The following is a 20362-nucleotide window of genomic DNA, read 5'->3' as shown; positions in this document are numbered from 1 at the left end:
ATTAGAGCAACTATAATAAGAGGTTAAACAGACAGGCATACAGGTTCTAAAATCATGTAAACGAGTGCATGGATATATGCATCATCAGGAAGCCGATTAAAAAAAATAATTTGATAATGAATCGATGCATAAAGCGTATCTAACATTAATGCATAGGGATAATCTGCTTTAATTTTTCCATTTTGGATGGCAATATCGATTAATTTCGATGTTTGCTCACGATAAGGAAGCAGATATTGATGAAAAATCTCACTAACCTCCTCTCGATATTCCACCATTGCAACTAGTAAAGCACGACCAACGCCATGATGTAGTGCTTGACTTAAAATCTGCAATTGTTGAATCAAATTAGATTTAATACTTTGGTGAATATCTAAATGAAAAGTTGAAGTCGTATGATACTTAAAAGCTTCAAATACCAGCTCTGATTTATGTTTCCACCAGCGATAAATCGTCGACTTTCCAACTCCAGCGCGAGCTGCAATCTCTTCAATGGTTAAATGAGCATAATCTGTGTTTTCTAGAATATTAATGACAGTATTCAGAATAATTTCTTTACGGCGTGAATATTTTTCTTCCATTTTTCAGTCATTCAAGACGAGACGTATCGTTTTATCATAAATTAATTATTGTGAATTTTACATTACTTTATCAACTATTTTTAATTCGTTGAGATTTCATCCATTCATTAAAACCGAAATCTTGAATCCTCAGAAAAATAAATGAATAAAAAACTTAATTTTGTCGTTATTTTTGCTATAAAAAAAGGTCTCATCAGAGACCTTTTTGAAATCAATCTTGTGTTGATTTTTTATAAATGCTACATGATGGATGATGATTTTCTTGTAATCTTGCCACTTTACGTTGCTCTGCAGCTTCAAAACGACAACGCTTCCACTCATTGTCTAAATTTAAAGGAGGAATTTGTTTTGGTTTGCTATTTTCGTCTACCGCAACCATGGTGAAATAACAACTATTGGTATGACGTACGGTTCGCTTTTGGATATTTTGTGCTTCTACACGAATACCAATTTCCATTGAGGTACGCCCCACATGATTGACACTTGCTAAAAATGTGACCAACTCCCCAACATAGATGGGTTCTTTAAATGTTACCTTGTCTACTGAAAGAGTAACCACATAGCTGCCAGAATATCGACTTGCACATGCATACGCAACTTGATCTAATAGTTTTAAAATTGTACCACCGTGAACATTACCTGAAAAATTTGCCATATCTGGTGTCATTAATACTGACATATTTAATTCAGACTGATCATCTAAAATAGGTAAAATTTGATCTAATGGGGACATTATGCTCTCTAGACTCTTTTAAAGACAATAAGGTATAGGTGCGGAATTATAGCCTTTTTTTATCTTATTGGATGTCTCTAATCATAAAAAAGCTATCTTTATTTTTTATATCGACCCGATCAACATTCAATAAAATATATATTGATAATTTATTATCCACCTGTTCTCTCATTTTAGAATTCTTAATTTTTAAAATGATACAACTGTCACTTTAAACTTGAAAGTGCTAAAACATTCAATACAACTTAATAAATCTATTCTATATTTTATATAAATAGAATAGATTTTTATCTCTAATTCAAAGCAGTATCTGCAATACTTTCTTTACTAATATCATAATGTTGCCACTTATTTTTCACGTCATAGAGTTTTAAAATTGTTGGAAGCTCTTTCACAGCTGCATCCGCTCCTGCTTGAATCGTTTTTTCTCTACCTTTAACATCAAAAATATGGTTCTTTTCTCTTAAATCAGGTCGTATTACAATATCTGCATCTTTTAATTCTGTAGTTGCAATATTCTTTTGCATAATATTAATATTTTGATTAAATAACCCCCATACATTTGATGTTTCTGTATAAATCGGTTGTGCCAAAATATCGACTGCAATAATAATATCAGCTCCTAAATCACGTGCTGTTTCAACTGGAACTGGGCTTACCAAGCCTCCATCAACAAACTCTTCATTTCTTATTTTCGTTGGAACAAACATGCTTGGAATTGAAATGGAAGCTCGAACTGCCTGTCCAGTATTACCATAGTTAAAAACTGTTTTTCTTCCTTCTTTTAATTCTGTCGCAACCACATACATTGGTATTTTTAAATCTTGCAATTGCATATTATTTACATTTTCATTGATATAGTTTTCTACTTTTTTACCAATAAAAAAACCTTTTAAATCCAAAGTAAGATCTCTCACATCATGCGCTTTTAAATTTAATGCAATATCTTTTAAATCTTGTGCAGATTTACCACTCGCATAAATTGAACCAACGATACTACCTGCACTCGTACCCACAATAAAATCTGGTTTTATTCCACTTTTTTCTAAAATTTCAATCACACCAATATGTGCATACCCGCGAGCACCACCGCTTCCTAAAACCAGAGCGACTATAGGACGTTGCTCTTGTATTTTAATTTTTTTAAAATCTCGTTGATTAATAATTTCTTGTGGTTCAGGAATTTCTTTTGATGATTTTGAGGTTGTTGGTGATTGAAGGGTTGCCATGCTTTGACAGCCTGTTCCATTCAATAAAAGACAGCACGATAATAAAATAAAATGTTTTGATTTGACCATACGACATTTACCACTTCATTCAATCAATAACTTTATTCAAAATATTGACAATCACCTTTTCAATATAAAATTTGATGACTAATCTGAAATTATGCCTTAAATCACCGTTAAAATTTTACAGATATTTTGTATTATTTTATAGATCTTTTAGAAATAGACGTTTAAATCTCTATCTTAGAATTCTCTCACAACTCATTTTTACCTATTGATATATTGAAAATTACAGCAATTAAATTGAATCTTAAACCAAATCTTTTACCTCGATTTCAATAACGTTCAGTAATTATTTTAACCCTTTTTAAGCGAACAAATACATATTCAATGTCTATTTTTCTTTGATTGACTTCTCAATTATAAGTTTTTAACTCAGGATCTAATTGACAAAATCTCCTCACTTTTAAAGCCAATAGACTGTTGGAATATACATCATAAATCCATTGATTTACTTTTAGCTGCGAGAACAAAAACCCCAAATAGAATCTGCTGTAAATTCCATTTAAAACAGCTCGAAGCCATATACCATTCATTCCTCGCATATAAACACACTATTTGCTGACTCCTCTAGTAAATTATGACCTATACTTTAAGTGAGCGAGCCTTCTTCTTACCCCTATCATTTTGCTTCTGTTTTTAGACATTTGTATTAGAATTTACGTAGCATCTACAATTACAATACTCCAGTATATACCTTCACTTTCCGATAAATCTTTGGATAAATTAAATAGATTTGACCGAATCAAACAATCTTTAATATGACGTATAATTCTTAAAACTGTTAGTTCTCTCCCCAGAACTCATCATAACGTGAAATAAAGTTCAGTATTCTCATCTGTAATTCAGACAGAGCCGAACTTGATCTTCTCGGCTTAACGTTGATGGTCTACCCAGGGTTGTCGCATGCATTTTTACCAGCTCAACTATTAACATGAGATACCGCTGTAATAACTAAGCTGTGTTTTAGAATGCCTTTTTGAATCAATATATTTCATCTGTAGATTATGTATGAATGCTTAGATTTACAAAGCCAAAGATTAACCGCGTGAATAATCACTTTATTGATTTATAAAAGAGATCTCATATTGCGATCGTTAATGATATATTCTTATTAATATGACCTTAACATTTCATTTAAACATTAGACAATAAAATAGCCTCACAAAGAGGCTATAATCATTTATATAAGATATCAATTATTTAAAATAAGCACCTTCAGCTTGGCTATGATCCGTTTGGTCAATCACACGTGCCAATTCTGGAATATGCTGTTGCAGTGTCGTTTCCACTCCCTGCTTTAAAGTTACATCAATTGCCGAACACCCCTGACAACCGCCACCAAATTTGAGTACAGCAGTTAAGCCATGTTCAGCATCATCAATCACTTCAACCAATGCACAGTTACCACCATGTCCTGCAAGTCCTGGATTAATCTCTGACTGCAAAATATAAGTAATACGCTCTTCAATGGAAGCATCTGGCCCTACACGTGGTACTTTAGAGTTTGGCGCACGAAACGTCAGCTGTCCACCAAATCGATCTTTATTATAGTCAATGACAGCATCGACTAAATAAGGAATTGATGGTGTATCTACATATGCAGGAAAGTCTGGATATTCTTGTACATAATCTGTAGGTGCAACTTCATCTGGCGCGCTATATGCCATGCAACATTCAGCACGTGGTGTACCTGGATTTTCGACAAAAACTCGTACGCCAATGCCTGGGGTATTCTGCTTTTCCAATAAATCTTTCAAATACTCTTGTGCAGAAGGTGTAATAAGTAAGTTAGGAATTTCTCCTGCAACTGCAGTGCTGGTGTTTTCAGTCGACATAACAAATTTTCCTCAATCTGAAGTTCCTATTCTAACTGAAGATGCGTCTTTATAAAAAAAAATCAACTAAATTTGTCAGATTAATTATCAAAAGCCAAAACATCTATTATATTAATGGCATTATTGAGTCAATAAATTCAACTTTAAGAAAGACAACTTATGTTTGATTTACCTTTTAACCATACTGTAACGATTATTCTCATTACTGTCGTCATCTCCTTTTTAGCATTTTCCAATCAAAACTTAATGAATCGTTTAATATTTTGGCCGCCCGCAATGCAAAAAGGTCAATATGATCGCTTCATTACCCATGGTTTTGTTCATGCTGACGGCATGCACTTATTATTCAATATGTTTACCTTATATTTTTTTGGAAGCATTATTGAAACATTTTATCGTCAATATTTTTACGATATGGGCTTCATTTTATTTTATTTAGGGGGCTTAATCTTTGCCATTTTGCCTAGTTACTTAAAACATAAAAATGATACGTACTGGGCAAGCTTAGGTGCTTCTGGTGCTGTCTCCGCGGTTTTATTTGCTTATATTCTCTTTCAGCCTTGGAAATTAATTTTCGTTTTCTTCATTCCAGTTCCTGCGATTATTTTTGCTATTTTATATGTTGCGTATAGTATTTGGTCTGGAAAAAAAGGAAATTCAAACATCAATCATAGTGCTCATTTATGGGGAGCTGCATATGGTGTAATCGTGACAATTATTGTTGAACCGAAAGTACTTCCACATTTTTTAAAAGCACTTACACAGCTTCCATTTTAAAAATATAATTTTAAATTAACTCAAATCATTGACCAAACATTCTATTTTAAATAGCGAGTCTTTAGAATTACGTAACGTAAAACTCTATCTCGCTATCTTTTTATCTATTCGTATACATACATTTCATTCTTTATATCGTCATACAGATTCAACAAGATTGTTAATGATTTCCCTTATATGACTGTGTAATAAACACTGCAAACTCAATTTTAATTTGTCATTTTCATATTTACAAATCATCATCATTTTTAATGATGATATCGGATATATCACATCGAGAATTCTTTGCCCTTATGGCATACTGATGCTGATAAAATGCTAGAGAGTTTATTAGATGAATAATATATATACAGTTTTAGGGTTGGGGTTAATTGCATTAGGACTTACGGCTTGCCAATCAACAGCACGTCAATATAATGGAACTGTAGGTTATCAAATTGAACATCAAACTAAAAATACGGCAACTATTTCATACACCCTAGCAGGGCGAAAAAATCAAGATTTCAATGAATCAAAGTTACAACATGCTTGTGCTAAAGTCTTAGGAGATAAAAAGACCTATACCCTTAAAATTTTAAGCATTAATGAAATTATTAATCCTGAAAAAGATGTAGAATTTGGTCGCCAAATTGGCAATTCTAGAACAAGTATTGGACTCACAAACACGCCAAGCCTATACAATGGTGAATCGATTGCAACGAAACAAGCGTTAGAAACTCGCCCTGCAACCTTACACGTTGTACGTTATACCTGTTCGTAATCCGTCTTGCAAAGGGCTTTAAGCCCTTTTAATACCAAGTATTGAATTTTAAAAAATAATAAAATCAAAGTATAATAAGTATGAAAAAAATATTTTTATTAATGATCTTTATGTTATTAATCACAGTATCTGCGTGTCAATCGACCACTCATTATCATATAGAAAGTAAAACGCCGAATGCTGCAATCATTTCATATCCAATATCATCTTCTTTTCAAGGTGATGAATCTAAAATACAATTCCAAGATATATGCAATAAAGTATTCAATACAGAAAAATATTATACAATTAGACACTTATCAACGCATCCCTATGAGCTCACAACACTGCATCGCCCCTATGTCACACTACCTCTATCAAATGAAAACTCTTCTATATATCAACCCATTGATGTAAATTTTCCAAATAGAGGTCATTTAATTCGTTTCTCATGTTCAGACCCTCAATAATAAAATATCTAAATTGTCTTATAAAAACTTACATTTCGAAATTCTGGTGATTCATCTAAATCAGGCCATGTTGTTGCGCTACGTTCATCAATTTTTTGATATTGAGGATGAGTAAAATTTTTTACTCGGCTATCTGCGACCCAAACAGTTGATGAGAACTTAAGAAATTCATCTAAAAAAAATCGATTGCACTGATCATATAAAACATCTGCTGCAAGCAATACATCCACATGTTCTGTTTGATATAAATCAGCCAAATATTCGAGTTCAACCCCATTTAACTGGGCATTTTCACGACAAGCGGCCAAACTTATTTCATCAATATCACAGCAAATCACTCGCTTTGCACCTGCTAATTTCGCAGCAATCGCTACAACACCAGAACCTGCACCAAAGTCTAAAACAACCTTATCTTTTACATGATCTGGTTCGGCAAGTAACCACTGTGCCATCGCCAAACCCGATGCCCAGCAAAATATCCAATACGGTGTGTCATTCCAAATACGACGAACGACTTCATCATCTAAACGATCTGTGGGAAAAACAGGTGGGATAAGCCACAATAAAATAGAAGTTTCAGGTAGTTGTTGTGTAATCAACTCCGCATGAGGAATCACCTCTTGTAGTGCATTGATTAAATATTGAGGAGCTTTTGGTGATTGAGAGATGTAACTCATGATTAAACCTTCATCATGGTTTTAAGAATATTTAAAAATCTGAATTCAATTTCTAGGCAAAAATCATATCAAAAAATTAAAGGTCACAAAGGGAAAATGCCGTTGTGACCTAAGTATTAATTAAGCCAATGCTTTTTCTGCAGCTTCAACTGTTTGACGAATTAATGTTGTAATTGTCATTGGCCCTACACCACCTGGAACTGGTGTATAAGCAGATGCAACATCTTCAATTCCAATCAACTGAATATCCCCCACACCACCACCATCACGCGGATGAAAACCAGCATCAACAACAACAGCACCCTGTTTAATCCAATCTTTTTGAATTAACTCTGCCTTACCAACAGCACCTACAATAATATCCGCTTGTTTAACAAGTTCAGGAAGATTCTGTGTCCGTGAATGGCAAATGGTTACAGTTGCATTCGCTTGAAGCAACATCATTGCCATTGGTTTACCTAAAATAGCAGAACGGCCCACTACAACAGCATGCTTACCTGCAATTTCAATTTGATTTTCTTTAAGAATCGTCATAATCCCAGCAGGGGTTGCTGAACCATAAGCTGCCTCACCCATTGCCATACGCCCAAATCCTAGGCAAGTGACACCATCGACATCTTTTTCTAAAGCAATTGCATCAAAACATGCACGTTCATCAATTTGAGCAGGTACGGGATGTTGTAACAAGATTCCGTGTACATCTGGGTTTGCATTTAATTTTTCAATTTCAGCTAGCAATTGTTCAGTCGTTGTTTCTTTCGGAAGTTCAACCTTTAATGAATCCATTCCAACACGACGGCATGCATTTCCTTTCATACGTACATAAGTTGCAGATGCGCCATCATCACCCACTAAAATAGTAGCTAAAATTGGCGTCCGACCAGATTTTTCTTTCAACGCTTCAACGCGAGTGAATAAGTCTGTTTCAATTTTTTTTGCCAATGCACGACCATCTAAAACTAATGCCACGGCATATCTCCCAAGTGTTGATATGAATCAATTTCGCACATTCTACATCAATATTTTAAATATTTATTGTTATATGCTGTTTTTCTGTGCATACAATCACCTTGAGCTATTGTTTTTTTTTCAGAGCTTGCTAATATACGCATCAACAAGACGCGGCGGGGTGGCAGAGTGGTCATGCAGCGGACTGCAACTCCGTGGACGCCGGTTCGATTCCGACCTCCGCCTCCAATCTTGTAAATATGCCCGAGTGGTGAAATCGGTAGACACAGGGGATTTAAAATCCCCCGCCCACAAAGCGTGCCAGTTCGAGTCTGGCCTCGGGCACCATCTTAATGCTTTTAAGATGGTGCAAAAATTCCAGCTTTAAGCTGGTTTTTTTATGCCTAAAATTTAATGTAGTTCAAACTATCGGCTGTACTATATGATGACACAAAAGCAAACACTTCAATTTTTAGAGCAACTTCAAAAAAAACACCCTCAAGCCATTAAAAGAAGCTATTTATGTTATGGCTTTATACAAACAAAAGGCGCTCTTGATGAATTAAAAGAAATTATTCCTTGGGCTATTGCCTTAACAACATTTATTCCACTTGTCTTTTTTCTAAGCACCTACATTCAAAGTCTATTTGATCATTTTTCTAACTTCCAAGCACAAGCAAGTGCCATTATCTGCATTATGCTTTTTTTTATGCTTATTCTTCCACTTGTTATTTATCAAATTCAACATACCTCTCCCCATCTTTATAAACACATAAAAAATCTGCCATTTAAACTTGCAGCTCTAATCGTACTACAAGCCATTAATATTCAATTTTTTGAAAATTTGATTTTCCAAGGAATCCTATTTTTCCTCAGCTTAAGTTATGGTTTTGTCGCCCTATATAAAGAAAATTTATTTAAATCACATGCAACATCTATAGATCAAATCTCTCTAAACCAAATACGTCGTGCATGTTTCTGGTCTCACCTGCAAATTTTAAAATGTAAGCTCAAACTTCTTTTAACCCCTAAACATACATCAAAATATATATCTAGACTTCAAGAAAAAAAGGATTTTATAACCCTTCATCAAGAACTTATTCAACTTGAAAATCAAGTCTATAAGGCGATTAAGTATATTGATCTTGAAAGCTATGTTGATGAACTTATGAAATAACGATCTACTATTTAAACAAAATCACATCAATTGATTGAAAAGAAAGCAAACAAACGAATTTCCTCTTGCCAAGTTTTATTTCGTCCTCTATTATTGCGCTCATGCCCGAGTGGTGAAATCGGTAGACACAGGGGATTTAAAATCCCCCGCCCACAAAGCGTGCCAGTTCGAGTCTGGCCTCGGGCACCATCTTAATACTTTTAAGATGGTGCAAAAAATCCAGCTTTAAGCTGGTTTTTTTATGCCTAAAATTTAAGAATATGCATTCAATTATTTGATTTTAAAAGAGTGATTTTACCACTCTCTATTCGCTATCAACTCTTCCATTTCAATATTCATATAACCTTGCTCTTGAACAACCATCATCATTGCTTCAGCAATATAATCTGCTGCCGTATCATCTAGAGATGAATCTAAATCTTCAAATTGTGGTTTCATTTCATTAATTTGTACCAATACACCATCAGCCAACCTATAAACATCCATATCAATTAAGCTTTTTTCAATACTTTTTGAAAATTTTTCAATTAATTGCTTTATTTCAGCAACTAAAATATCGGGATAATATTCATCATCAAACATTGGGAGGAGTAAATCACTAAACATAGAAAACAAATTAGTTCAATATAATCAGCCTGAGCTTATAGCATAACTTTGATCTTTGACCAATAAAAAAGGCATGAAATAACTTCATCTCTTTAACTTAAATTTTTATTATTTAAAGGGTTTAAAACTTAAACTTTATATATTTTAACCGATTCAACAAATTCTATTTTCATACCATAAGAATCTGTCATCTGATTAAGTTTCGCTATGTGAAGAATATCGCGCCATGTTATTGCACTTATATACTACGTAACATTTACCCATCACTTACAACCACAACCACCCTCTGTACATCTAATGATGCCTGATTTAATGCTTTAACTCATTCTCCTTCAGCATATAGAAGGAATACCAATATTTTAAGCACTTAACCACAATGAACAAATACAACTCTTTTCTTATAATTTCGACTAAAAAACATATAATTCCTAAATTAAAGATTGAAATTCCAATTTAACATTTCAATCTTTTGCTGTATTTCTTAAGAATTTTGAGATGTAGCTTTCCAAACCAAAATTGCATCCTGCATCGCTTGGACATTATGTGTCCGAACAATGCTTGCACCTTGTTGAATACTCAATAAATGACCAACTGCCGAACCTATATCACGATGCTGAGCTTCTGCCCCATTTAATGCTTCACCAATGAAACGCTTGCGAGATAAAGCGGATAAAATGGGGTACCCCATTTCATTAAGTTTATAAAATTCATTTAAAAGCTTTAAATTTTGTTTTGCATTTTTTGCAAAACCAAAACCTGGATCAATCATAATATTTTCAGCTTTCACACCCGCATTTAACGCATCATTTACACGTTGTTGAATTTCCTCAATCACCTCATCTACCACATTGTTATATTGATCCAAATGATTCATTGTGGTTGGTTCTCCGCGCATATGCATAATAATCACAGGAATATCTAGCTCTGCTGCTGTTTTCAATGCATTTGGCCGTGTCAGCGCTCTGACATCATTCCATATATGCGCACCCACCTGTACTGCAGCTTTAATTACTTCTGGCTGAGATGTATCAATTGAAATAATTACCTTATGTTTAGCAAGCTCTTCCACTACAGGAATAACCCGCAGTATTTCCTCTGCTACAGCAACCTCAGATGCACCCGGGCGAGTTGACTCCCCACCAATATCAATAATGGTTGCACCCTCTTCAATCATTTTAAGTGCATGTTCAATTGCAGCCTCTTGATTATGATAACGCCCACCATCACTAAATGAATCTGGGGTAACATTTAAAATCCCCATAATCTGTGGATAAGATAAATCCAATAGATGATGACCACACTTCAAGGTTTTTTGTGGCAATTGAACTAAATGCATATTACTTAATCTCTAACAATCTTTTCAAATTTATTCTAACTCAATCATTCTTTAGCAAATGCATAATAATGACTAAAAGTTTTAAATGTAAAAAAACCACCCGAAGGTGGTTTTTAAATTAAGCTTTAGGCAATGATGGTAATGGAGGTGGAGTTAATGGACTCTCCTCTACAACATCAATCACTGGGTTTTCTGCAATATAAACCTTAGGTGGCTGTGGCTCACGCCCTTCCATGATATCGCGAATTTGCTCACGATCAATGGTTTCCCAATCCATCAGTGCTTTTACCATCGCATGTGCAATATCTTTGTTATTTTCCAAAATATCTCGTGCTATACGGTATTGCTCATCAATAATTCGACGAACTTCTGCATCAACCTGTTGTTGAGTCGCTTCAGAAATTGTACGACTACCAATACTTCCCATAAATGATTGCTGAGAATCATCTTCGTAAACCATTACACCAAGCTTATCTGACATACCATACTTGGTCACCATCGCACGTGCCATTTTTGTAGCACGTTCAAAGTCATTTGATGCACCTGTGGACATTTGATTAATAAACACTTCTTCAGCAATACGACCACCGAATAAGATTGAAAGTTCATTTAACATTTTGTCTTTATAGTGACTGGTTTGATCAAACTCAGGAAGCTGCCAAGTCACACCTAGCGCCCAACCACGTGGCATAATCGTCACTTTATGAACAGGATCTGTGCCAGGCAAAATTTCCGCAACAATTGCATGCCCAGCTTCATGATAAGCCGTTGCACGACGTTCTTCTTCACGAAGTACCATCGATTTACGTTCTGGCCCCATATAAAGCTTGTCTTTAGCATCTTCAAAATCATGCATATCGACCGTATTCTTATTACGACGAGCAGCAAATAATGCAGCTTCATTCACAAGGTTTGCCAATTGTGCACCAGAGAAACCTGGTGTACCACGTGCAAGAACCTTAACATCAACACCTGTCGTAGAAGGTAACTTTTTCATGTGAACATTAAGAATCTGTTCACGACCTTTAATGTCTGGCAAGCTCACCATCACTTGACGGTCAAAACGACCTGGGCGCAATAACGCCTTATCTAAGACATCTGCACGGTTCGTTGCAGCAATAACAATAATACCCTCATTGCCTTCAAAACCATCCATTTCAACAAGCATTTGGTTTAATGTTTGTTCACGCTCGTCATTACCACCACCAGTACCCGAACCACGGTGACGACCAACAGCATCAATCTCATCAATAAAGATAATACAAGGCGCATGACGCTTTGCCTGCTCGAACATATCACGTACACGAGAAGCACCAACACCAACAAACATTTCAACAAAGTCTGAACCAGAAATACTAAAGAATGGCACTTTAGCTTCACCAGCAATTGCCTTCGCAAGCAAAGTTTTACCCGTACCTGGAGGACCAACCATCAACACCCCTTTCGGAATGGTTGCACCAAGACGTTTAAATTTAGATGGATCTTTCAAGAAATCTACAATTTCAACGACTTCTTGCTTCGCTTCATCACAACCCGCAACATCAACAAATGTTACTTTAATTTGGTCTTCAGAAAGCATTTTAGCCTTTGACTTACCAAAACTCATTGGGCCATTTTTGCCACCTGCACCGCCACCCATGTTGCGCATAAAGAACATGAATAACAAAATGATTAAAAGAACAGGAAAGCTTGCAATGAGAAGTTGCATCAACAAACCTTGACGTTGTGGAGCAGTACCTTCAACGACAACATGATTTTTGATGAGATTCGGCATAAGTTCAGGATCTTGAATAGCTGGACGAATGCTTTCAAATGGTGAACCATTTGCTTTTTCGCCACTAATTCTTTCGCCATCAATTGTAACTTTTTTAATCTGCCCAGCATTCACCGCAGCAACAAACTCTGAATAGTTCATTGCTGTTGGCTTATCGCTGCCATTGATGTTACTGAAAATTAAAATCAGCACACCAAGTATAATGAGCCACAATACGGCATTCTTGAAGAGATCGCTCAAAGCTTTATTCCCATATCAATCTAATTTGATCATGCCCTAAATGGGTGACCTTTATTTCAAAAAAGCTGAAAACCAGCTATGCAATTTATTAAAAACCTACAAAATGCACAATTTTTAGCAAGTTGGCAAGTAAAGTTTAATTTGACACATTTTTACGCCCTTGTCCTATCAAAAATACTTCTTTAGAACGTGCGCGTGAAGCCGCTGGTTTTGCCGTCTTCAACACCTCAAATGTATCTACAACCTGCTTGCGAAACTCATCAAAACCTGTACCTTGAAACACTTTTACAACAAATTGCCCCTTCGGGCCAAGAACTTGTTGAGCAAAGTCTATTGCAAGTTCACACAAATAAATTTGACGAGGTTGATCTACAGCCCTATTACCTGATGTATTGGGGGCCATATCTGAAATTACAACGTCAACTTTACGTCCATTTAAAATATTTAACAATTTTTCGAAAACTTCTTCTTCTCGAAAATCACCTTGTAAGAAGGTTACATCGGGAAGTGCATCCATTTCCAAAATATCAGAAGCAATAACTAACCCCTTATCGCCAACCAATTTTCCAGCAATTTGTGACCAACTCCCAGGTGCGGCGCCTAAATCTACGACAGTCATACCTGGTTTAATTACTTTATATTTTTCTTGGATTTCTAACAACTTATAAGCCGCGCGTGCACGATAACCCTCTTTTTGTGCTTTTTTTACAAAAGGATCATCCAAGTGCTCTCTCATCCACGCACGGCTACTCTTAGATAACTTTTGGTTGGTAATACGCGTTGCCATAAATCTCTAATAACATAAACCTTCTTGAACTTCATTGTACGTTAAAAAGATCAGACATGCAGTATACAAGTGTATCTAAATCTCATCTTTATAGAAGTTTTTCTAACAAATTACCTTGAATTTTTGCATAGTTTTTACAGCGTTTGATTTTGCATTTTGCTATACTAAGCTGTTTTTAAAATTAGGTTATTTTTATGGCTGCTTTATCTATTCATGAACGCAAGCGTTTACGTCAAATTGGACACGCGCTTAATCCAGTTGTAATGATTGGTGATAAAGGCCTTACAGAAAGTGTCGTAGAAGAATTAAATCGTGCGTTGAACGACCATGAATTAATTAAGATTAAAATTGCAGGCGAAGATCGTGAAGCACGTTCGGCTTTAATTTTAGAAGTTGCTGAAGCTTCTCAATCTGAAGTTGTACAGACGATTGGTAAAATTGCTTTGCTTTACAAGAAAGCAACAAAGCAAAATCAAAAATTATCAAATCTTGTTCGTCACGCTCATTTGTCTAATTAAGATCAAGTACTTCTTATGGCAAGTTATGAACTCAATGCATTTGATCGACGATTTCAAGCAATTTCTTTAGTTGCCGCCATTGAACAGCAAAGCCCTTATACACTCAATATTGGCTATTGGTTACGTGATCCAAATCAGCTCATTCAATGGCCTGATATTGTTTCATCGCACCCTCGCCTTGATTACTTATGGCAAGATACCTGTTTTGAAGTTTTTATTGGGGTGCAAGGTGAAGATTTTTATCGAGAAATTAATCTTTCTCCATCACAAGCATGGCAAGTATATGATTTTGAGGAATATCGCTATCCTGAAGATATGCCGCCTAAAACAGCCAATGATATTGAATTAAACCAGCTCAAAAAAACGCATTATGGTTTAAATGTAAGTTTAGATTTGACCGAGTTTATGTTGAAACATAAATTGAAATGGGCTGACTTATTCATTGGTTTAGCCGCGGTTCTAAAAACGCCACAAAATGAACACTATTTTGCTATGCAACATAGTAGCCCTCAAGCTGATTTTCACAATAAACGCGACTGGCTTCATCAGTTTTAATAAAAAAAAGCAAAAGAATTATCTTTTGCTTTTTTATCATTTGAACCATAAATCATCTAAATATTGACTTTACGTTAACTTAATTGATTACAGTAGTTGCATCCTTGCTGTTTAAGCTCTTATGGGGAATTACTTTTTTCCAAACTTCTAATGTGTTTTCTTTTGAACGTTTTAATGTTTTAGTTAAATTCAATTTATGTTTAGATGAAAGCTCAGAAACATCAGCCTTTAACTCTTTACTTAGTATAGCCAAATCTTCAATGATTGAATTAATTTCTGCTCCAACCAAAACTTTTAACTCAATATATTCTTTTTGAGAAGAATCCAATTGCGCTTTGAGTTGATCAAATTTTTTTAATAAATCTTGTTTAAATAATTTAAGTTGATGCTGAATGTTCAAGTTTAACTCTTTTGCTTCATGTTGAAGCATTTCAGTGCCCCCCTTTGTATCATTTTCAAACTCAATAATTTTATTTGAAGAAATCTCATTGATTTTATTTGCATCTCCAGCTATTTCAGATACATCATTTTGCGCTATATCTTGATCTGAGATTTGTCTTTTTTTTGTCGTCATTTTTATGCCTCTGTTTATGTTAATTTGCTAAGATATTAATCTATTTCGATAAAATTTAATTTTTGATTTGTCTGACAATTATTATTTGCTTACATTTATTGGCAAAAAATCAATCTATCAATCTTTAAGCAAAATTCAAGCCATTTATCTTATATATTCATTGCATTTTTCATGGACTTTTCAGAAGAGTCTGCGTATAATGCGCTGTTAAGTTCAAGCGAGCAGACATAAGGAGGGTAGGTTTAAATAATGGCCTTCCTTTTTTTTCGTCTTCTCGCTTTTTTACAGCCTAAATTTCAGGAGCTTTGGTTTGAGCACCCCAGCAATTTTAGCCCTTGCCGACGGAACAACCTTTAAAGGTACTTCTATTGGCGCATCGGGTAGTACGACTGGTGAAGTCGTTTTCAACACTGCCATGACTGGCTATCAAGAAATTTTGACTGATCCAAGTTATGCACAACAGCTTGTGACATTAACTTACCCGCATATTGGTAACACGGGTTGCAATCAAGAAGATGCTGAATCTGGTCAGATTCATAAAGTATGGGCAAACGGTTTAATTATTCGTGACCTCCCTTTATTGCATAGCAATTTCCGTGCAACTCAGTCTTTAGCTGATTACTTAAAAGAACACAATGTCGTTGCTATTGCTGATATTGATACGCGTAAACTCACACGTATCTTACGCGACAAAGGCGCACAAAATGGTTGCATTCTTGCAGGTGAAAATATCACTGAAGAACAAGCAATTGAAAAAGCACGCGCTTTTGGCGGTCTCAATGGTCTAGATTTAGCTAAAGAATGTTGTGATCCAAACGGCTTTGAATGGACTGAAGGATCTTGGAGTCTAGGCAAAGGCTTTTCTCAACCTGAACTTAAATATCACATTGTTGCATATGATTATGGTGTCAAAACCAACATCTTACGTATGCTTGCAGACCGCGGTTGTAAACTTACAGTGGTTCCTGCACAAACTCCTGCAGAAAAAGTACTTGCCTTGAATCCAGATGGCATTTTCTTGTCAAATGGTCCTGGCGACCCTGCAGCATGTGATTATGCAATTGAAGCTGTAAAAACAATTGTAGAAGATGCACGTAATATTCCCGTATTTGGAATTTGCCTAGGACATCAAATATTGGCTTTAGCATCTGGTGCTAAAACAGTAAAAATGCCTCACGGGCATCATGGTGCAAACCATCCTGTACAAAACCTTGAAGAAGGTACAGTGATGATTACTTCTCAAAACCATGGTTTTGCGGTTGATGCTGAAACTTTACCTGCAAACCTAAAAGCTACGCATAAATCTTTATTCGATCAAACTCTACAAGGGATTCATCGTACAGATAAGCCTGCATTTAGCTTCCAAGGTCATCCTGAGGCAAGCCCTGGTCCACACGATTGCGCCCCGTTGTTCGATCATTTCATCGAACTTATCGAAGCATCTAAGAAGTAATTAAGGAGCACATCATGCCAAAGCGTACGGATATTAAAAGCATCTTAATTATTGGTGCAGGTCCTATTGTTATCGGTCAAGCATGCGAGTTTGACTATTCAGGTGCTCAGGCTTGTAAAGCATTGCGTGAAGAGGGTTACCGCGTTATTTTGGTAAACTCTAACCCTGCAACAATCATGACTGACCCAACAATGGCAGATGCAACATACATTGAGCCAATTACTTGGCAAACTGTTGCGCAAATCATTGAAAAAGAACGTCCAGATGCTATTCTCCCAACTATGGGTGGTCAAACTGCTTTGAACTGTGCTCTTGCGCTTGATGAGCATGGGATTTTAAAAAAATATAATGTTGAACTAATTGGTGCAACAAAGGAAGCGATTGAAAAAGCTGAAGATCGTAAACTTTTTGATATTGCAATGCGAAAAATTGGTTTGGAATGTCCAAAAGCAGATATCGCAGAATCAATGGAAGAAGCGTTAGAAATTCAAGCACGTTTCGGATTCCCTGTCATTATCCGCCCTTCATTCACCATGGGTGGTTCTGGTGGCGGTATTGCCTATAATAAAGAAGAATTCATTGAAATCTGTGAACGTGGTTTCGATCTTTCTCCAACAAAACAGTTATTGATTGATGAATCACTGATTGGTTGGAAAGAATATGAAATGGAAGTTGTACGTGATAAAAACGACAACTGCATTATTGTATGTGCGATTGAAAACTTTGACCCAATGGGCGTACATACAGGTGACTCGATCACTGTTGCGCCTGCTCAAACACTGACAGATAAAGAATATCAATTGATGCGTAATGCATCTTTAGCAGTGCTGCGTGAAATTGGTGTTGAAACTGGTGGCTCTAACGTTCAATTTGGTATCAATCCAGTCGATGGTCGTATGGTCATCATTGAGATGAACCCTCGTGTTTCTCGTTCATCTGCGCTTGCATCGAAAGCAACGGGTTTCCCAATTGCAAAAATTGCAGCAAAACTGGCTGTTGGTTATACCTTAGATGAGTTAAAAAATGATATTACGGGTGGTACAACACCAGCATCATTTGAACCATCAATTGATTACGTTGTTACTAAAATTCCTCGCTTTAACTTTGAGAAATTCCCTCAAGCTGACGCAACGTTAACCACACAGATGAAATCTGTAGGTGAAGTAATGGCCATTGGTCGTAACTTCCAAGAGTCAATCAATAAAGCGCTTCGTGGTCTTGAAGTAGGTGCTTGTGGCTTTGATGAGAAAATTGCATTAGGCACGGAAGGTGCTCGTGAAAAAATTCTTGTTGAACTGAAAGTTCCAGGACCAGAACGTATTTGGTATGTTGCGGATGCATTCCGTCATGGCTTTACATTAGATGAAGTCTTCCAAGCGACAAAAATTGACAAATGGTTCTTAATCCAAATCGAAGATATTATTAAAACTGAAAATGAAATCAAAACGCTAGGTTTTGGTGATTTGAATGCAGTAAATATTCGCTCATTCAAACGTAAAGGTTTGTCAGATCTTCGTATTGCCAATTTGATGGGAATTTCACAAAAACAATTCCGTAAACATCGTTGGAACTTAGGTGTTACACCAGTTTACAAACGTGTTGATACATGTGCTGCAGAGTTTGAATCTGATACAGCTTATATGTATTCAACTTACGATGAAGAATGTGAAGCTAATCCGTCTGAAAAAGACAAAATCATGGTAATTGGCGGTGGTCCGAACCGTATTGGCCAAGGCATTGAGTTCGATTATTGCTGTGTACATGCAGCTCTTGCAATGCGTGAAGATGGTTACGAAACCATCATGGTGAACTGTAACCCTGAAACAGTTTCAACAGACTATGATATTTCAGATCGCTTATACTTTGAACCGATTACCTTAGAAGATGTTTTAGAAATTGTACGTACTGAAAAGCCAAAAGGCATTATTGTACAGTATGGTGGACAAACACCACTTAAGTTGGCTCGTGCGTTAGAAGAAGCTGGTGCGCCAATTATTGGTACATCACCAGATGCGATTGATCGTGCAGAAGACCGTGAACGTTTCCAACAAATGATTCAACGTTTACAACTTCGTCAACCAAACAACAGCATTGTTAAATCTGCTGAAGAAGGTATGGCTGAAGCATCTAAAGTTGGTTATCCACTCGTTGTTCGCCCTTCTTATGTACTGGGTGGACGTGCAATGGAAATCGTATATAACGATGATGAATTGAAACGCTATTTACGTGATGCTGTTCAAGCTTCAAATGAAGCACCAGTTCTTCTGGATCGTTTCCTTGATGATGCTATTGAAGTCGATGTAGACTGTGTATCTGATGGTAAAGATGTTGTCATTGGCGGAATTATGCAGCATATTGAACAAGCAGGTATTCACTCAGGTGATTCTGCATGTTCAATTCCACCTTATTCTTTATCTCAAGAAGTACAGGATGAAATGCGTCGCCAAACCATTGCTATGGCAAAAGAACTTGGCGTTATCGGCTTAATGAATGTACAGTTTGCTGTCAAAGGTGATGATGTTTACATCTTAGAAGTCAACCCACGTGCATCTCGTACAGTTCCATTTGTTTCTAAATGTATTGGCGAATCTTTAGCGAAAGTTGCGGCACGTTGTATGGCGGGTCAATCTTTAGAGTCTCAAGGCTTTACGACAGAAATTATTCCTGAGCATTTCTCCGTAAAAGAAGCTGTTTTCCCATTCAACAAGTTCCCTGGTGTTGATCCAATTCTTGGACCTGAGATGAAATCTACAGGTGAAGTGATGGGTGTTGGTAAATCATTTGGTGAAGCATTCTATAAAGCGGTATTAGGCTCAAACGAACGCTTACCTGGCAAACCAACAGAAGGTGAAGTGAAACACGCATTTATCTCTGTTCGTGATTCAGATAAACCACGTGCTGTTGGTATTGCGAAGCAACTGGTTGATTTTGGCTTCAAAGTCATTGCAACTGGCGGTACTTATGATTTCATTAAAGCTGCGGGTATTGAGTGTGAACGTGTAAATAAAGTCACTGAAGGGCGTCCAAATATCGTTGACCGCTTGAAAAATGATGAAATTCACCTCATTATTAATACAACCGAAGGTAAACAAGCTCAACAAGATTCATTTTCAATTCGTCGTTCAGCCCTTCAAGGCAAAGTGTATCATACGACGACTTTGAACGGCGCTGATGCTGTATGCCTTGCTTTAGCGATTCAATTACCAATGGATGTATACAGATTGCAAGATCTTACTAAAGGCTAACTCATTTCCCGATAAGTCCCGTCACCTTATCGGTGGCGGGATTTT

General features: G+C 36.2%; 19 protein-coding genes and 3 tRNA genes. 11 read left to right on the top strand and 11 right to left on the bottom strand.

Annotated features, from left to right (window positions below; translation table 11 throughout):
- Positions 1-23: 23 nt before the first annotated feature.
- From B9T31_RS09145 to nfuA, 4 genes are all read right to left on the bottom strand, one after another.
- Positions 24-581, bottom strand: coding sequence for a TetR/AcrR family transcriptional regulator (locus B9T31_RS09145; RefSeq protein ID WP_086181650.1), 558 nt, complete (start codon positions 579-581; stop codon positions 24-26).
- Positions 582-792: 211 nt separating this feature from the next.
- Positions 793-1314, bottom strand: a complete 522-nt coding sequence (locus B9T31_RS09140) for an acyl-CoA thioesterase (protein ID WP_086181649.1) — start codon at positions 1312-1314, stop codon at positions 793-795.
- 293 nt (positions 1315-1607) lie between these two features.
- Positions 1608-2612, bottom strand: a complete 1005-nt coding sequence (locus B9T31_RS09135; RefSeq protein ID WP_086181648.1) for a patatin-like phospholipase family protein — start codon at positions 2610-2612, stop codon at positions 1608-1610.
- A gap of 1190 nt (positions 2613-3802) precedes the next feature.
- Positions 3803-4441, bottom strand: a complete 639-nt coding sequence (gene nfuA, locus B9T31_RS09125; RefSeq protein WP_086181647.1) for a Fe-S biogenesis protein NfuA — start codon at positions 4439-4441, stop codon at positions 3803-3805.
- Positions 4442-4600: 159 nt separating this feature from the next.
- Between nfuA and B9T31_RS09120 the strand changes: the two genes are divergently transcribed.
- From B9T31_RS09120 to B9T31_RS09110, 3 genes are all read left to right on the top strand, one after another.
- Positions 4601-5218: a rhomboid family intramembrane serine protease gene (locus B9T31_RS09120; protein ID WP_086181646.1), complete on the top strand. Its 618-nt coding sequence runs from the start codon at positions 4601-4603 to the stop codon at positions 5216-5218.
- Between the two features lie 334 nt (positions 5219-5552).
- Positions 5553-5978 (top strand): hypothetical protein, encoded by a 426-nt coding sequence (locus B9T31_RS09115; RefSeq protein WP_086181645.1) that lies wholly within the window; start codon positions 5553-5555, stop codon positions 5976-5978.
- Between the two features lie 110 nt (positions 5979-6088).
- On the top strand, positions 6089-6427 hold the full coding sequence (locus B9T31_RS09110) for a hypothetical protein (RefSeq protein ID WP_086181644.1): 339 nt from the start codon (positions 6089-6091) through the stop codon (positions 6425-6427).
- An 8-nt stretch (positions 6428-6435) separates the two neighbouring features.
- Here B9T31_RS09110 and B9T31_RS09105 read toward each other — a convergent pair whose 3' ends face one another.
- Both B9T31_RS09105 and folD read right to left on the bottom strand, forming a co-directional pair.
- Entirely contained in the window at positions 6436-7104 is a 669-nt protein-coding gene (locus B9T31_RS09105) for a class I SAM-dependent methyltransferase (protein ID WP_086181643.1), read from the bottom strand.
- 120 nt (positions 7105-7224) lie between these two features.
- Positions 7225-8073 carry a bifunctional methylenetetrahydrofolate dehydrogenase/methenyltetrahydrofolate cyclohydrolase FolD gene (gene folD, locus B9T31_RS09100; protein ID WP_086181642.1) on the bottom strand — a complete coding sequence of 283 codons (849 nt, stop codon included), beginning with the start codon at positions 8071-8073 and terminating at the stop codon, positions 7225-7227.
- A 154-nt stretch (positions 8074-8227) separates the two neighbouring features.
- Between folD and B9T31_RS09095 the strand changes: the two genes are divergently transcribed.
- The 4 genes from B9T31_RS09095 to B9T31_RS09080 all read left to right on the top strand — a co-directional run bounded on the left by B9T31_RS09095 (position 8228) and on the right by B9T31_RS09080 (position 9418).
- A tRNA-Cys gene (locus B9T31_RS09095) sits at positions 8228-8301 on the top strand.
- Positions 8302-8314: 13 nt separating this feature from the next.
- Positions 8315-8400: transfer RNA gene (locus tag B9T31_RS09090), tRNA-Leu, on the top strand.
- Between the two features lie 94 nt (positions 8401-8494).
- A complete protein-coding gene (locus B9T31_RS09085) occupies positions 8495-9229 on the top strand; it encodes a hypothetical protein (protein WP_086181641.1) in 735 nt (244 codons plus the stop codon).
- A 103-nt stretch (positions 9230-9332) separates the two neighbouring features.
- A tRNA-Leu gene (locus B9T31_RS09080) sits at positions 9333-9418 on the top strand.
- A 105-nt stretch (positions 9419-9523) separates the two neighbouring features.
- On the opposite strand, the gene B9T31_RS09075 is transcribed toward B9T31_RS09080, so the two are convergent.
- The 4 genes from B9T31_RS09075 to rlmE form a co-directional block, all read right to left on the bottom strand.
- Entirely contained in the window at positions 9524-9835 is a 312-nt protein-coding gene (locus B9T31_RS09075; RefSeq protein ID WP_086181640.1) for a DUF5713 family protein, read from the bottom strand.
- A 481-nt stretch (positions 9836-10316) separates the two neighbouring features.
- Entirely contained in the window at positions 10317-11171 is an 855-nt protein-coding gene (gene folP / locus B9T31_RS09070) for a dihydropteroate synthase (protein WP_086181639.1), read from the bottom strand.
- Between the two features lie 118 nt (positions 11172-11289).
- Positions 11290-13185, bottom strand: a complete 1896-nt coding sequence (gene ftsH, locus B9T31_RS09065) for an ATP-dependent zinc metalloprotease FtsH (RefSeq protein ID WP_086181638.1) — start codon at positions 13183-13185, stop codon at positions 11290-11292.
- 136 nt (positions 13186-13321) lie between these two features.
- Positions 13322-13972 carry a 23S rRNA (uridine(2552)-2'-O)-methyltransferase RlmE gene (rlmE, locus tag B9T31_RS09060; protein ID WP_086181637.1) on the bottom strand — a complete coding sequence of 217 codons (651 nt, stop codon included), beginning with the start codon at positions 13970-13972 and terminating at the stop codon, positions 13322-13324.
- Positions 13973-14166: 194 nt separating this feature from the next.
- Here rlmE and yhbY point away from each other — a divergent pair, with 194 nt between their 5' ends.
- Complete coding sequence (yhbY, locus tag B9T31_RS09055; RefSeq protein WP_086181636.1) at positions 14167-14490, top strand: ribosome assembly RNA-binding protein YhbY; 324 nt, start codon at positions 14167-14169, stop codon at positions 14488-14490.
- A 15-nt stretch (positions 14491-14505) separates the two neighbouring features.
- On the top strand, positions 14506-15045 hold the full coding sequence (locus tag B9T31_RS09050) for a DOMON-like domain-containing protein (RefSeq protein ID WP_086181635.1): 540 nt from the start codon (positions 14506-14508) through the stop codon (positions 15043-15045).
- Between the two features lie 79 nt (positions 15046-15124).
- Here B9T31_RS09050 and B9T31_RS09045 read toward each other — a convergent pair whose 3' ends face one another.
- Positions 15125-15619: a hypothetical protein gene (locus B9T31_RS09045; RefSeq protein ID WP_086181634.1), complete on the bottom strand. Its 495-nt coding sequence runs from the start codon at positions 15617-15619 to the stop codon at positions 15125-15127.
- A gap of 310 nt (positions 15620-15929) precedes the next feature.
- On the opposite strand from B9T31_RS09045, the gene carA reads away from it, so the two are divergent.
- Entirely contained in the window at positions 15930-17072 is a 1143-nt protein-coding gene (gene carA / locus B9T31_RS09040; RefSeq protein WP_086181633.1) for a glutamine-hydrolyzing carbamoyl-phosphate synthase small subunit, read from the top strand.
- Between the two features lie 14 nt (positions 17073-17086).
- Positions 17087-20317 (top strand): carbamoyl-phosphate synthase large subunit, encoded by a 3231-nt coding sequence (gene carB, locus B9T31_RS09035; RefSeq protein WP_086181632.1) that lies wholly within the window; start codon positions 17087-17089, stop codon positions 20315-20317.
- The last annotated feature ends 45 nt before the right edge of the window (positions 20318-20362 follow it).

It is taken from the genome of Acinetobacter sp. ANC 4558 (assembly GCF_002135375.1).
Classification (GTDB): Bacteria; Pseudomonadota; Gammaproteobacteria; order Pseudomonadales; family Moraxellaceae; genus Acinetobacter.
This window is presented reverse-complemented; position numbering and strand designations above follow the sequence as displayed.